General features: G+C 32.5%; 9 protein-coding genes and 1 pseudogene. 5 read left to right on the plus strand and 5 right to left on the minus strand.

Annotation, left to right across the window (positions count from 1 at the left end; all coding sequences use genetic code 11):
• Positions 1 to 30: 30 nt before the first annotated feature.
• Genes BA195_RS13690 through BA195_RS13705 form a run of 4 tightly spaced genes read right to left on the minus strand, consistent with a single transcriptional unit; the run spans position 31 to position 3,596 of the window.
• Positions 31 to 1,776, minus strand: a complete 1,746-nt coding sequence (locus BA195_RS13690) for a M14 family metallopeptidase (protein WP_068706415.1) — start codon at positions 1,774 to 1,776, stop codon at positions 31 to 33.
• Positions 1,777 to 1,787: 11 nt separating this feature from the next.
• Positions 1,788 to 2,240, minus strand: coding sequence for a pantetheine-phosphate adenylyltransferase (gene coaD / locus BA195_RS13695; RefSeq protein ID WP_068706416.1), 453 nt, complete (start codon positions 2,238 to 2,240; stop codon positions 1,788 to 1,790).
• Between the two features lie 30 nt (positions 2,241 to 2,270).
• Positions 2,271 to 2,615: a DUF3024 domain-containing protein gene (locus tag BA195_RS13700; protein WP_068706417.1), complete on the minus strand. Its 345-nt coding sequence runs from the start codon at positions 2,613 to 2,615 to the stop codon at positions 2,271 to 2,273.
• A 6-nt stretch (positions 2,616 to 2,621) separates the two neighbouring features.
• Positions 2,622 to 3,596, minus strand: a complete 975-nt coding sequence (locus BA195_RS13705; RefSeq protein WP_068706419.1) for a D-alanine--D-alanine ligase — start codon at positions 3,594 to 3,596, stop codon at positions 2,622 to 2,624.
• Between the two features lie 143 nt (positions 3,597 to 3,739).
• Between BA195_RS13705 and BA195_RS13710 the strand changes: the two genes are divergently transcribed.
• Both BA195_RS13710 and BA195_RS13715 read left to right on the plus strand, forming a co-directional pair.
• On the plus strand, positions 3,740 to 4,318 hold the full coding sequence (locus BA195_RS13710; protein WP_068706421.1) for a PASTA domain-containing protein: 579 nt from the start codon (positions 3,740 to 3,742) through the stop codon (positions 4,316 to 4,318).
• 17 nt (positions 4,319 to 4,335) lie between these two features.
• Positions 4,336 to 5,373, plus strand: a complete 1,038-nt coding sequence (locus BA195_RS13715; RefSeq protein WP_068706423.1) for an RluA family pseudouridine synthase — start codon at positions 4,336 to 4,338, stop codon at positions 5,371 to 5,373.
• A gap of 80 nt (positions 5,374 to 5,453) precedes the next feature.
• Here the strand turns inward: BA195_RS13715 and cmk are convergent, their stop codons facing one another.
• On the minus strand, positions 5,454 to 6,143 hold the full coding sequence (cmk, locus tag BA195_RS13720; RefSeq protein WP_068706425.1) for a (d)CMP kinase: 690 nt from the start codon (positions 6,141 to 6,143) through the stop codon (positions 5,454 to 5,456).
• 294 nt (positions 6,144 to 6,437) lie between these two features.
• On the opposite strand from cmk, the gene BA195_RS13725 reads away from it, so the two are divergent.
• The 3 genes and pseudogenes from BA195_RS13725 to BA195_RS13735 form a co-directional block, all read left to right on the plus strand.
• Positions 6,438 to 8,546 carry a T9SS type B sorting domain-containing protein gene (locus BA195_RS13725; RefSeq protein ID WP_068706427.1) on the plus strand — a complete coding sequence of 703 codons (2,109 nt, stop codon included), beginning with the start codon at positions 6,438 to 6,440 and terminating at the stop codon, positions 8,544 to 8,546.
• An 8-nt stretch (positions 8,547 to 8,554) separates the two neighbouring features.
• Positions 8,555 to 10,381, plus strand: a complete 1,827-nt coding sequence (locus tag BA195_RS13730; protein ID WP_084443226.1) for a PorP/SprF family type IX secretion system membrane protein — start codon at positions 8,555 to 8,557, stop codon at positions 10,379 to 10,381.
• A gap of 39 nt (positions 10,382 to 10,420) precedes the next feature.
• Positions 10,421 to 16,278: pseudogene (locus BA195_RS13735) on the plus strand (hypothetical protein); the annotation flags it as partial.

Genomic DNA, 16,278 nt, shown 5'->3' on the forward strand with positions numbered 1-16,278 from the left:
AAGTAGTATTCAAAAAAATTTAAATACTGACTAAAATTTTTTATAGATAGGTAATTTCATATGTGATTTTTCGTAATGAGGTGTTTTTTTGTAAATAAAATTTAATTGTGCGTGGGTGTTTTTTGCAAACTTTTTATCTGTTTTTATTTTGTGGTCAAATTCTTTTTTTATGATTGGGTTATTTTTTAAGAATTGAGCAGCAACATCTTCAAATACATAAGCTGAAAACCCTTCTTTTTGTTGTAAAATAGTATCAAAAAAGTTCCAGTTAAAAAATGAATCGGTCGCTTCGGCTTCTAAAGTTTCAATAATATATCGAATTCCATTTTGTTTTGTAGGAATATAAATATCTCCTTTTTTAAAATGAATTGTTTTTGTTGTTGTTTTAACAGTTGTGTTATGATGCAAATAATGCCCCTCATAAGCTGCTTTTTTTGTGTTAAAGCTATTGATGTGTTGAGTTTCTACTATTAGAGTAGTGTCGTTTTTAAAAGGAGTAAACTTAATTTTATTATCAATAAGTCTTTGTGTTATTCTATGCCAACCTTTTTGTAATATATAGGCTTCAGGAATATTTATTTCCTTTATTATTTTAAAATTATTGTAATAAGAAATTGTTTTATTGTATGGTTTAGATTTATCGTAAAACAATCGTTTTCCTGTGGTTACTTTACTAGGGATGTAAGTGCCTTCATATCCTTTAAAATTAATTTTGCTAGTATTTTCTTTATCAATCTTAAAGGTAATAGGGTAAGTTTTGTTGTTAATAATTTTAGCAACTGCATTTTTACGAAGCAATTTTATTTCTGATGATTTTTGTTCTGTGAAATCTAAAGTAGAAAACAATAATTCATAGGTTTGTATTACACGTGTTTTATAAGGTTTTAACATGTGAGTTTCTACCATTAAACCTAAAGTGTTGAATAATGTTGTGTAGCCAGTTGAATATCTGGGTGAGTCATAAAATTGCGACCATCCTTTTTCAGGGGTATTTCCCCATACATTAACATAAGGTGTAATGGGAATTTGTTTTTTTGCTAAAGAATTTTCGATGTAAGGACGCATTTCTGTTTCTAAAAATTGTCCTAATTTTCCACCCAGTTTATTGTGCTGAGTAAATAAGTGGGTAATTGCATATTGGTAATCGGCACCATTACTTACGTGATTGTCAATAAAAACATCAGGGTTTATGGTATGAAAAATTTCAGCAAAAGAAGCGGCATTTTTAGTGTCTTGTTTTATAAAATCACGGTTTAAATCGTAATTTCGTGCATTTCCTCTAAAACCATATTCTTTTGGGCCATTTTGATTGGAGCGTGTATGCGAATTTCTATTTAAAGCACCTCCAATATTGTAAACAGGAATAACGCAAATAAGTGCGTTTTTATATGTTTTTTTTAGTGAGTCATTTTGAACAATATCGCGTAAAAGTAGCATGGATGCATCAATACCGTCTGATTCACCTGGATGAATTCCGTTGTTGATTAAAATTCTGTTTTTTGAAGAGTCTTTTAATTTTTTTAAATCAATTTTTCCATCAGCATTAAAAACTATCAAATGTAGTGGTTTTCCTGAATCAGTTTCTCCCATTTCAAAGAGTGAAACTTCAGGGTAATTAGTAGCTAATTTTTGATAAAAAGAAATTACATCTTTGTATTCAGGAGTTTCAGTTCCATTTGATGTTTCAAATAAGGTGGTAAAATCGTCTGTTTTTTTTGTTAATTTTTTTTGACATCCGAAGGAAATCAACAATAAAAGTAAGAGTGTTTTTTTCAAAATAAGAAGAATTAAATTTTTACAGCATCAGGAACCAAACCAGTATAATCACCATCATTTCTAATAACATCACGTACAATAGATGATGAAATATAGCTTTTACCAGACGAGGTTAGTAAAAAAACAGTTTCTATTTCAGATAGTTTACGGTTGGTATGTGCGATGGCTTTTTCAAATTCAAAATCAGCCGGGTTTCTAAGTCCTCTTAAAATAAACTGCGCGTTTTCTTCTTTACAAAAATTTACCGTTAAACCAGAGTAGGTAACGACTCTAATTTTTGGTTGGTGTTTAAAAGTTTCTTCAATAAAACGTTTGCGTTCTTCTAAAGAAAACATGTATTTTTTATCAGAGTTTACACCAATAGCAATTACGAGTTCGTCAAACAAGGTAACACCACGTTCAATAATATCTACATGTCCTAAAGTAATAGGATCAAAAGATCCTGGGAAAATAGCTTTTTTCATAAAATTAGGTATTTAAAAAGGTGTTTTTTATTAGCCAAAAAAACAACCATTTTTATCTTTTTTAATTATTTGAATAATTTCATCTAAGTGTGTTGATTTCGGAAAAGGTTTGTACAGTTCCCATTTTTCACTAGCGCGCATCCAATATAAGTTCCATTCTAATTTAGATTTATAAAATCTAATTTTAGCAAATTCGATATGGTTTTTTTCTTCTGGGTTAAGCCAGTCAGGTCTAATTTCATAAAGAATAGCGATGTTTTTATCAAAAGAATACCCAAAATCTAATTGTTTTCTAATTTCAATATCTTCAGGTCGTATTGATGCTACAAAATTTTTAATTGTAGCTTCATTAATATTTATGGTAGTGTTTTCCATTTAGGGTTATTTTAAGGCCGTTTCAATAGTGTTACCAAATAATTCGGCTAATGAAATACCTGCGCAATTTGCTTGTTGTGGCAAAATACTAGCTTCTGTTAAACCAGGAACAGTATTTATTTCTAAAAAATGTGGCTCGTCGTTTACGAAAATAAATTCAGAACGTGAAAAACCACTCATATTTAAAACTTGATAGACACGTTTAGCAACAGCGGTAACTTTTTTTTCTTGTGATTTAGAAATGCGAGCAGGAGTAATTTCTTGTGATTTCCCTTCGTATTTTGCCTCGTAATCAAAAAAGTCATTTTCCGAAACAATTTCAGTGATTGGTAAAACGGTAATTTTATTTTTGTAGTTGATTACTCCTACAGAAACTTCAGTTCCGTCTAAAAAACTTTCAATTAAAATTTCAGAATCCTCTTTATAAGCTATTTCTAAAGCAGGTATTAATTCTTGCTTAGTATGTACTTTTGATATTCCAAAACTAGAGCCTGCGTTGTTAGGTTTTACAAAACATGGTAAGCCTACTTTGGTAATAATCTTATCAATATTTATAGCATCTCCTTGATTTAAATATATTGAGTTTGCAGTGGCAATACCGTATTGTTTAACAACACTTAAGGTGTCACGTTTATTAAATGTTAGTGCCATTTGATAAAAAGGAGCAGAAGTATGTTTTAATCCAATTAAATCAAAATAAGCTAAAATAGTTCCGTTTTCGCCTGGTGCACCATGAATGGCATTAAAAACACAATCGAAAGTTATTTTTTTCCCATTTACATCTGCAGAAAAATCATGTTTGTTTATAGGGAATTCATCATTGTTGTCATCAACCAAAACCCATTTGTTTTTTAAAATATGAATTTTATAAGCAGTATATTTTTGCTTGTTAAGATGCTTATAAACCACGGCACCGCTTTTTAAGGAGATTTCAACTTCAGAGGAATAACCTCCCATAATTATAGCTATGTTTTTTTTCACTTTAAATACTTTTGATTTATTAATTTTATAAAATTGATTGCCTAAGTTTATACAAACTTACCAAAAAAACTCGTTTAAGAGTTCATGAATTAAAAATAGTAATTTTTTTACTGTAAATTTGCGCCAGCTTACAAAAAAAGGATATGAATAATTTTATAGGAAACCTTAAAGGTTTATTTCAATTTATAAAGAGTAAAACATTTTTAATTCAAATAGGAATTGCGGTTGTATCGCTATTATTATTTGTTTTTACATTACAATGGTGGTTGGGAATGACTACGAATCATGACCAAAAAATACAGGTGCCTAACTTGCATAAAATGTCGTTAGCAGAAGTTGAAAAGAAATTAGATGAACTTAATTTAGATTTTATTATAATTGATAGTGCAACTTATAATCCTGAATATCCAAAAAAATCGGTGATAGAACAAGACCCTACAGTAGGAGATTTTGTAAAAGAAAAACGAAAGTTGTATTTAACTTTAAATCCGTCTAAATATAGAGATATTGAGGTGCCTAATTTAAATGGAAGAACCAAAAGACAGGCAACAACACATTTACAATCTCAAGGTTTTATAATCGGGAAAAAAATTACTTGGGTAAGAGATATAGGTAAAAATGTAGTAAGAGGTTTGAAATATAACGGAAAGATAATTGAGCCAGGAACAAAATTACCAAAAAAAACAACGATTAATCTTGTTTTAGGAGACGGTAAAAGGTAATAAAATATAACTGATTTATGCAGGAAGATGTAAATTTAGCAGCCGAAAATGATGACTTATATGAGCATCACAGATTTGTTGCAACTGATGGACAGGAGCCATTAAGGGTAGATAAATTTTTAATGAATTTTATTGAAAATTCAACGCGAAGTAAAATTCAACAAGCGGCCAAGGCTGGTAATGTTTTGGTGAACGATCAAATAGTAAAGCCAAATCATAAAGTAAAGCCAAAAGATGTTGTTCGTGTGGTTTTAGCATACCCGCCAGCTGAAAATTTATTAGTAGCTGAAGAGCTTCCTTTGGATATTGTATACGAGGATGATGCAGTAATTGTGGTAAATAAACCAGCAGGAATGGTAGTGCATCCAGGACATGGAAATTACTCAGGTACTTTAGTGAATGGATTAATTTATCATATTGAAAATTTACCAACAAACTCTAATGAACGTCCAGGGTTAGTACATCGTATTGATAAGGATACCAGTGGTTTGTTAGTGGTTGCAAAAACCGAATTTGCAATGGCGCATTTATCAAAACAATTTTTTGATAGAACTACCGAGCGATTATATTATGCGTTAGTATGGGGCGATGTAAAGGAGGATACTGGAACTATTGAGGGCCATATTGGACGTAGCTTTAAAAACCGTTTGCAAATGGATGTTTTTACTGAAGGCGATCATGGTAAACATGCTGTAACACATTACAAAGTTTTAGAGCGTTTAACGTATGTTACCTTGGTGCAATGTAAATTAGAAACTGGAAGAACTCATCAAATTAGAGCGCATTTTAAACACATAGGGCACACACTTTTTAATGACGAACGTTATGGAGGAGACGCTATTTTAAAAGGAACCACTTTTACAAAGTATAAGCAATTTGTGCAAAATTGTTTTAAAACACTACCAAGACAAGCGTTACATGCAAAAACATTAGGTTTTACACATCCTACAACAGGTGAGTTTATGCAATTTAATACTGAAATACCTACAGATATTGAAAATTGTTTAGTGAAATGGCGAACGTATTCAGAAAATTCAAAATTTGAGGAAGTGTAAGTAAAACTATGTTTTATGAAATGATAAAAAAAATCAGCTATTATTTAATAATAGCTGATTTTTTTATACAAGATAGTAATTTAATTTAAACGCATGTTAACCAGGCTCATAATGCGTTCAAATTGTTCTTTAAGGCCCATGTCAGAATTGTCAAATTCAATAGCATCTTTGGCTAGGGTTAAAGGAGAATCCTCTCTAGTTGAGTCAATTCGATCACGTTCTTGAACATTGTGTAATATTTCTTCATACTTTACAGTATCTCCACGATCTAATAATTCTTTATAACGACGTGTAGCACGTTTGTCTGCTGAGGCTGTCATAAATAACTTTAATTCAGCTTTAGGAAAAACTACGGTTCCAATGTCGCGACCATCCATAACTATACCTTTGTTTTTTCCCATTTCTTGTTGCTCTTGTACTAGTTTTTTTCGAACTTCTGAAATTGTAGCGACTTTACTAACCAGTTTAGAAACTTCAATAGTCCTAATTTCTTTTTCAACATTCGTGTTGTTTAAAAAAGCTTCAGCAAAACCTAAGCTATCGTTAAAAATAAAAGAAAGAGAAATGTTTTGTAAGTTTTTAATTAAATCTTCAGGGTTAAAATGTGTTTCAGAAATAAAATTCTGTTGCATAGCATATAAAGTAACAGCTCTGTACATTGCGCCAGTATCAACATAAATATATTCAAGTTTTTTAGCTAACTGTTTAGCAATAGTACTTTTTCCTGTAGATGAAAACCCGTCAATAGCAATAATAATTTTTGATGTCATAGCTTAAGAGATTTGAAATACAAATATACGTTAGAATCTGTTATTTTTTGTGATGAATATTAGCGGTTTTAAAGTAGAGATTAATAAGGGTTAATTAATTGTAAATGAGTGTGTTATTTATTTGTTTAGTATTAAGTTTGTGTGTTTGGAATAGAATTTATATATTAGATTTTATTTGTTGTATAAAAAGTATACATTTGATGTTTCTTAAAATCCCCATAATTAATGAAGAAAAAGACTAAGAGTATACTAAGACTTTTAGGTTTATTCCTTTTTTGTGTTAGTACTAATTTAATGTCACAAACGTTATTGAAACCTGAGTTACAGTTTTCTTCAGCGTGTGATGATGGTGCTACAACAGATTTTACAGTGAGGTTTAAATATGCTACAACAACTTTTCCTAACGACAATCAATTTACAATAGAACTGTCGGAGGCTGATGGTACTTGGGGGAGCCCTACTAACGTTGGTACAGTAACTACAGAAAATTCTTCTTTTACATTTGATAGGTCTTTTCAGTTGCCTAATGATACTTTTGGTGCTAATTATAAAATTAGATTAGTTGCTTCTTCGCCTGCGATGACAAGTCCAGAATCGGATGCTTTTGAAGCATATAAAATAATTAATGGAACTTTTATTTTAAATAATTTTGAAAATGTAGTTTTATGTGAGGGGGGGGCAGAAGAAGTCATTTTAAACACAACTCAAAAAGGGCAGTACGAGTGGTATAAAGATGGTAGTTTAATTACAACAACAGTTGATCCTGTATTTGAGGTGTCAGAGACAGGTAAATATCAAGCAAAAATAAATTATGGAGCTTGTGGTTTTAAAGAGTCAACCTTAATAGATGTTGTTGTTTTTAATGAATCAGACACACAAATAAAAGGTCCGTTAACTGTTCAAATATGTGGAGATGAATCACATACTTTTGAGGCGAATGTAACAGACGCTTCGTTTACTTATGATTGGTATTTTAATAATACGTTAGTACAATCTTCAAATTCTGCTACCTATACCACACCTACAGCAGGGCAATTAGGAACTTATCATTTAGAAATAGATACAGGAAGTTGCCAAACAGTTTCAGATAACGTAGAGTTAAAGCAAACAACATCAGCAGATTTTAATGTAAATACATCCGGTAATTTAAAAACAATTTATTTACCTGGAGAAACCCGTGAACTCTGTATAACTCACGATGCATCTTCAGCAACCATTCAATGGTATAAAGATACAAACCCCTTGGCAGCAAGAACTCAATTATGTACAAATGCCACAGAAAAAGGAGTGTACTTTGCAAGAGTAACTAAAAGTTCTTCTGGGTCATGTAATATTGTAGTTGATTCTGATGAGTATGAACTAATTGGTGTAAAATCGTTTGATGTCGTTGTAAGAACAGCAACAGATTATGAGGAATGTAATACAGCAACAACAACATTAAGTATAGTAGGAGTAAAGGCAATTGGTGAAGATGATCAAGAATATGATTTAACAACAGCTCAAATTGCAATGTTAAATTATCAATGGAATAAAGGAGGTGTAGCTATATCGGGTGCCACGGAAGATGAATTTTCAGTAAATTCATATCTTGAAAGTGGCTTGTATACATTGTCAGTTAATGTAGGAGGTAAAAACGGTATCTCAAATGAATTAAATGTAAAATTAGTAGAAATTCCTGAAATTTCTTCGACAACAATATCAAACTCACTCTGTGCAGGAGGTTCTATTATTTATATAATCAATAATGTAATAGCAGGATATACTTATAAATGGGTTAAAGACGGAACTGAAGATGTAACTCCGTCAGATCCTAGTTCACTTGAAGTTACAGAAGTAGGAGAATATGTGTTGCAATATTCTGGCTTTGGTTGTGCTAATGAGTTAGCCGCAATTGAAGTTGTTTTGTTTGATGATTCGGCAGTTACAATAACCCCATCAGAAAAAGTTGTAATGGAAGATGGAAGTGTTGCCACGATAGTTGCTGCAGGAGGCGAATCTTATGAATGGTATGAAGGAGAGGATGTTTTAGGTACATTATTGTCTACGACCGAAGAGTTAACAGTAAGTACCTTAGGTTTTTATACTGTATTGGTAAAGGTAGGTAACTGTGAGTTAACAAAAACAGTTGAAGTAGTAGAGCCAGATGATCAAATAATAGTACCTAATATTATATCGCCAAATCAAGATGGGATAAACGATACATGGAAATTATCAAACACATATGCATTCCAGCCCTCAGTAACCATTGAGTTGTATAACTCAAATGGAAAGGAAATTTTAAAAATAACCGATTATAAAAATGATTGGCCAGCTGAAGATTTAGGAAATCAGAAAATATTTTATTACAAAATAATAAAAGACGATACATTAATTAAAGCAGGAACAATATCTGTATTAGATTAAAAATAAGAATGATTAAGAAAATAATAGTATGTATAGTGATATTAATAAGTGTGTTTTCATTAAAAGCACAGACTTATAATAACGCGCAGCAATATAACAGTTTTACTTCACGAAACTTTATGAAGTTTAATCGTTTTTTAACAGTGCCAACATTTTCGGCATTGAAAGAAAATAAAACATCAATTACCGCAACTGTTCGTAATAGTAATGTTGATTTTGAAGATAACCCTAGATTATATTTAGGTACTTATTCTGGTAAAATGCGCGAAAATGTAGGAGCCGGTTTTGCAATTTATCAACAAGAGGTAGGTGTTTTTAAAGATTTTGGAGCCTTAGTAAATTATGCACAACGATTACAATTAAATGAAACGATGGATTTAACCTTTGGTTTTAATTTTTTGTATAGTAGAAGAAGTGCTAATGCGTTAAAGGTTAATTCTACTGTTCCAGATCCACAAGTAGCAAATTTTCAAGACACCCCTATTGTAATGTTACAACCAGCAGTTACGGTGTCATTTGGTAAGTTTGATGTTGGTGTATTTTTTGAAAACTTAGTAGACTTTAATTTAAAAAGTAGCGAAATGGCTACTTCTTTTGCCGAAAAAACATTTTCGCTTCATGCGATGTATTCTCATGAACTTACGTATGCTTCAGGAATTTTAGAAGGAGCAGATTTAAGAGCCTTACTAATGGCTAGAAAACCTGGAGAAAACGAATTTAGTGTAGGAGGAAATGTAATTTTAGATTTACCTAAAGCAGGTTGGTTAAAAGCAGGTTATGACAAAACTTACGGGATTTCAGCAGGTTTAGGTGTAAATATTTCTGAAAATTTAGCTGTTGGAATCAGTTATGAAAAAAGTAGTTTTGCAGCAACTAATGAAATAGGGTTAATTTATAACTTCGGTAAAAAATCATATACAAGAAATAGGCCAGTAAGAAGAACAGGAAGTGTAAAAGTAACATTACCAGAAAGAGCTCCAAAAAATGATTATAAAAACGAAGAGCATAATGATTTATCTGACGAAATTCAAACAGCACAAGATTCAATAGATATATTAAATAAAAAAGTTGATGAAGTGTTACGACTGTTAAAAAATCAGCCAATACCAAAGCAAAAACCAATAACACCTTCGGTTAAAGAAGAGGTAGAAGCAAAAGACACATCATTAAAAAGAAGATCAGATAAACCTTGGCGTCAAAGTACAATTACTTATGCTGGTGGCGGTGGTACAATGTATTATGTTGTTGCTGATAGATTTAGAGATAAAGAAAATACAGAACCCTTAATAGAAAAGTTTAAAAGATTAAATTTAGAAGCAAAATATATATACGAACCACAAAAAAAATGGTACTATGTATATGTTGATAGATATGCAAAAGAAGAGGATGCTGATGAAAAAGTTGAAGAATTAACCGATAAAACTCGTTTATTTGAAAATGATGATAAAAATGATGCCTCATCTATAAAAATTAAAAAAAGTGGTAAAGATCCTGTATATGTTGTTAAATTAACTATAGGTACCAGCGGTGATAGTTATAAGGAACCTAAAACACAACCACCAGCAAGAGTTAGAACTATGTCGGGTAATATGAAAGGAGTAGCCCCTGGCTACTATATACAGGTATATGTAAACTCTAAAAAATCACTGGCAGATAGAAATGTTGATGAGTTAAGGAATGATGATATAGATGCAGGATATTTTATAAACCCAACCACAGGTTATATGCATGTGTATATAGCAAAAACTGATAGCAGAGAAGAAGCTATTAAGTTGTATAATAATAATTTAAACGGTTCTTTTTACGACCGTAAAACGATAGTACGTATAAAATAATTAATTTGTAAGCCCCCAACAATTAATTCCCCAATGAAGATGATGAAAAAATTACTAATAATATCAATTTTTCTACTACAAATAACCAATTTGTTTGCACAAGAAAAAAACAATATAGTTGAAGGATATTTAACAGCAGCAGAAAGAAGAGCAGACGTTCCTTTTAAAGAACGTTATAATACAAGGGTAAGAGGTAATATGACCTTTGTAGCTAATAATATTTTAAATGTAGAAGGTTGGGTGTATGAGTGGAATCGTTGGACCTATTATTATAGTGAAGATGCATATGATGGTTATGGAGGTAATCATTCATTTAATTTGCAATATATTGATGTAGATAATGATAATACCACATTTTCATCTTCAAAATCATCTTTAAATTTACCAGATTGTTCTAGAGTTGTATACGCAGGGTTGTATTGGGCAGGAATTTATCCGTATGATAATTGGAACGAAGAATCGGCAGGTGTAAATACTCGTGATGCTGATTTTAACACCATGAAGTTTAAAGTTCCTGGGGGTAATTATGTCGATTTAGTTGCAGATAAATTTGATGTAACAAAAAGAGAATTGATATTTGATGATGGAATAGCAACAGAAAAACCATACGTATGTTACAAAGACGTTACAACAATGGTACAAAGCTTAACAAATGTTGCTGGTGACCCAGATGCAAATGGAGATTATTACGGAGCAAATATTAAAGCAACTCTTGGTCAGGATAATATAGGTAGTCGTTTAGGATCATCAGCAGGTTGGGTAATGGTAATTATTTATGAAAATGAAACTCAAAAAAATAAAAAGTTTTATCTTTTTGATGGGTTTTCAACGATAAAGAAAGACACAAATGATTATACAGATGTACCGGTAAGTGGTTTTCAAACAGTACCTTCTGGACCCGTAAGAGCAAATCTTATGGTAGCTGCTTTAGAAGGAGATAGGTCAATTACGGGTGATGCTTTTCAAATAGAAAGAAGAAATTCAGGAAATTTTGAAACTTTAACCACAGGAAGTTTAAATGGTACAACAAATTTTTTTAACGGATCTATAACCCAAAATAATAGTTACTTACCAGGAAGAGACCCTAACAGTCAAAATACATTAGGTTTCGATGTTGATATGTTTACGTTAAATAATGGAACAAAATCAATTTTAAATAACGGTCAAACAAATACTACGTTACGATTTACAACTTCAGGAGATTCTTACTGGCCCTTTTTATTAGGTATGTCAGTTGAAGTAATTGAGCCTAAAGTGCAGTTAATTAAAACAATACAAAATGCTGCAGGAGCAGATATTTCTGGACAAACAGTAGGTTTAGGAAGTGAATTGTTTTACAATATACGTTTTCAAAATGTAGGTACAGATAACGCTAAAAATACAAGAATTATAGATATTCTTCCAAAAAATGTTGATTTTTTACCAGCTGATTTAATATTACCGCCCGAATTAGAATCTACAAGAGCTCAAGTATTAAGTGATTATGAACCACCAACAGCAGCTAACAATTTTAGAGGGAAATTAATATTTAATATACCAGATGACCTTGTTGAAGAAAATGATGGGTACTATGATATAAAAATAAAAGTAGCAGTTGTTAGTGATTGTAGTCAGTTACGTGATGTATGTTCAAATAGAATATCAAATCAAGCTTTTGCTAATTATGAAAGTGATAGAGGTGGAGCACCACCAATTAACAATGAAGAGAGTTTTGCTGGTTTAGATGATTGTAATTTTGGAATTGTAGGTACTTCTAATTTTTTAGTTGACACTAGCGGATGTAGGTATGAAAGAACAGAAGTAATTTGTGGTAGTAGTACAACATTAATTGCAGGAGCAGGTTTCTCAGCTTATGAATGGAGAGATAGTTCAGGAAACATCATAGGTACCTCAAGAAACCAGTTAGTAACAAGTACAGGAACATATACTGTTAGAACAACAGCACCATCAGGTTGTATTGACACTGAAGAAACAGTAAATGTAGTAGGGTATAATTCAGAACCAAATCCGTTAATACCTTTCTCAGATCAAATGCTTGTTTGTGCTAATAATAGTTTAGATTTAGCAGAGATATATTTATGTGGCGATGGAAATTCAAGAACAATTAATTTACCTTTTGATCCAGCATCAGCAACAACTGTCAAATGGTATAAGTTAGATGAAGCCTCATGTAATGATGAAACTCGAGCAGGATGCCCAAATGTAGATACGGGTTGTGATTGGGGTACTCCATTATCAACAAATTTTTCTTTAAATGTAGCTGATGAAGGTGAGTATCGTTTAGATGTAGAGTATGATGGGCAATGTCCTAAAAGTTACTATTTTAACGTATTTAAAGCAACTTTAAATCCAGATATAGTAGAACTTGATATTTTTTGTGGATCAAATGGTTCAATTACAGTAAATAATATACCATCAAATTATCAATATAGTTTATCAGGACCTGGCGGATACAACGCTCCTTATCAAAATAGTAATGTATTTGATAATTTAACTACGCCAGGAGATTATGATTTAACAATTAGATTAAACAACCCGTCAGCTGCTTCATGTGAATACACATTCGGTTCAATTAATATTCAAGAAAGTGATATTGATTTTATAGTAACTACTAGCAATATGGAGTGCTCAGATGGTACAGCAAGTATTAATGCACAAGTAAATAATATAATAGGTGACTATACGTATACCTTAACCCATAGTACAGCAGGTGTTGTTGCTACTGAAGGACCAACAGCTAACAGTAGTCATTTATTTGATGGTTTAATAGATGGAGGTTCGTATACTGTAACAGTAACTACAGCACAATGTACTGCCTCAGAAACAGTAGTAATTGATAAGCCAGCCCCAATAAATTTAGCAGCTTTAAAGTTAAAAGATATTAGTTGTGAAAACGGTAGTTCTGATGGAATTATTCGATTAACAGCAACAGGAGGTACTGTTGATACAGTTTCAGGAAATACCTATAATATCGCTGTATGGACAAGTCAAGGAACAGATTTATACACACAACCTTCAGATGTTCCGTTTTCAGCATTTTTAACACCATCTGCAAATCCATATACTTATAACATTCCTGTTGGTAATGAAGGGGAATACCGTTTTATCGTTTTTGATGATAATGGTTGTTATTCAATTTCAGAACCAATTACTGTGATAAGAGAAGCACCATTAACATTTACACATACAGATGTTAATGTTAGTTGTAGCGGTCAAAGTGATGGAACAACAAATGTTCAAGTAGTTGATGATTTAGGGTATGCTATACAATACAGTATTGATAATACTAATTGGTTTGCTTCAGGATATTTTGATAGTTTAGCTACAGGAACATATACTGTATATGTTCGTGCAACTAAAACATCTTACCAATGTAACTATGAGGTTACAGATATTGAAATCACTGCGCCAGATGTATTATCAGGAAGTTCAAGGCGAAGTCAAGATTATACATGTACTCAACAAGGAGAGATAACGGTAGAAAATGTAACAGGAGGAACAGCACCTTATACTTATACATTAAGTGATGGAACAACAACAACAACTTATACAACTGATACGGTAACATTTGATCATGCATTTGGTAGTTTAGCAGATGGTACGTACACAGTAACTATAAGTGATGCAAAGAGATGTTCTATAACTTTAGCACCCATAACGATAGCGGCATTACCAGAGGAGCCAACATTTAGTAATGCAGTAACCTATGTGTGTGATGGAACAGGAACCATAACCTTAACACAATTAACACCAGCAGCACCAGGAACATATAATTATACTTTAGGAGCAACGAATAATACTACAGGAATTTTTAGCGGATTATCTGATGGGACTTATACTGTAACAGTTGATTACGGAAGCGACTGTACAGTGGATGTAACTAATATTACAGTTTTAAATAATCAGGCATTTACCGCACAAATAACAGATTTTACAAATCCAAGATGTATAGGAGATAGTAACGGAAGTATTGAAATAACAGCAGCATTTCCATCAAGTACACCAACAAGTTTTGAGTATGATTTAGGTTTAGGAGCTGGATGGGAAACAGCAGGAACAAATCCGTTTTCAATTCCGAATTTAGGAGATGGAACACATAATATATCGGTACGACCAGATAATACTTCACCAGCAGCGTGTAATGTATCTTTGAGTGAAGATTTATCAGATCCATCACCAATAGTAGTAGCGGCAAGTGTAACAAAACTAATTACTTGTGATACAGACCCTACATTAGATGGAGCAACGATAAGTATAACCGGAACCACATCCGGAGGAAACGGAGGAGCTTATACATATGCATTATTTAACAATGCAACAGCAACAGCACCAGCCGTTCAAACAGGCGCACCATTTACCGATATTGATACTTCGGGAGATTATTGGGTAGTAGCTACAGATGCAGAGGGTTGTACATCAGCACCATTATTAGTAAATGTACCAGATGCAGTAGCGGTAACATTTAGTTTAGACGCAACTACTTGTTATAGTGGTGCAGCCGATGCAACAATTACCGTAAATATAGGTACAGGTAACGGAAATTATTCATATAGTTTAAATGACGGAACTACGACCACTACACAAAACACCAATATATTTACAGGATTAACTAATGGTAATTATACAGTAACTGTAACAGACGGATTTAACTGTTCTGCAACCGATACGGTAACCATAAATCCACAAGTAACAGCAGTAATAACTAAAACAGATATTGGATGTACTTTTGGTAGTATTAGTTTTCAAGCATCAGGAGGTGATACAAATTATGTATATCAAATATTTCAAATATACCCAGGCTTTGAAGATTATTCAAACTATGAAAATGGAACTTTTACAAATGCTAATTATTTATCGGCACCTGTTCCAGGGCGATATTATGCTGTTGTTAGAGATAACGGAGGAGTTGCACCATATTGTGAGTACAAAGAAATTATCACAATAAATCAAATAGATAATCCAACAATAGTTGTAACCGAAACACAACCCGATTGTAATGGAGGTCAAGGTTCGGCAGTAGTAGTAATAAGTGATGGAACAGCCGATTATACCACCACAATAACATTACAGGGAGCACCAGGAACAGTACAAACATCAGGGCCAGGAGCAGGAACAAATATTACATTTAACAATTTAGCAGAAGGAACATATGATGTTGTTACTACTGATGCTAATAACTGTGCAACAGCAGCATCAACCATAACCATCACTGCACCAGATGCATTAGCAGGAAATTCAAGGCGAAGTCAAGATTATACATGTACTCAACAAGGAGAGATAACGGTAGAAAATGTAACAGGAGGAACAGCACCTTATACATATTCATTAAGTGATGGAACAACGACAACGATTCATACAACGGATGCAGTAACATTTGATCATGCATTTGGTAGTTTAACAGATGGTACGTACACAGTAACTATAAGTGATGCAAAGAGATGTTCTATAACTTTAGCACCCATAACGATAGCGGCATTACCAGAGGAGCCAACATTTAGTAATGCAGTGACTTACGCGTGTGACGGAACAGGAACCATAACCTTAACACAATTAACACCAGCAGCACCAGGAACGTATAATTATACTTTAGGAGCAACGAATAATACTATAGGAATTTTTAGTGGATTATCTGATGGGACTTATACTGTAACAGTTGATTACGGAAGCGACTGTACAGTGGATGTAACTAATATTACAGTTTTAAATAATCAGGCATTTACCGCACAAATAACAGATTTTACAAATCCAAGATGTATAGGAGAAAGTAACGGAAGTATTGAAATAACAGCAGCATTTCCATCAAGTACACCAACAAGTTTTGAGTATTCATTAGATGGAGGAACTATTTGGAGTGCGGCGGCAACAAATCCGTTTACTATCACAGGATTAGGTAATGT

Origin of the sequence: Tenacibaculum soleae, assembly GCF_001693415.1 — a bacterium.
GTDB lineage: Bacteria > Bacteroidota > Bacteroidia > Flavobacteriales > Flavobacteriaceae > Polaribacter > Polaribacter soleae.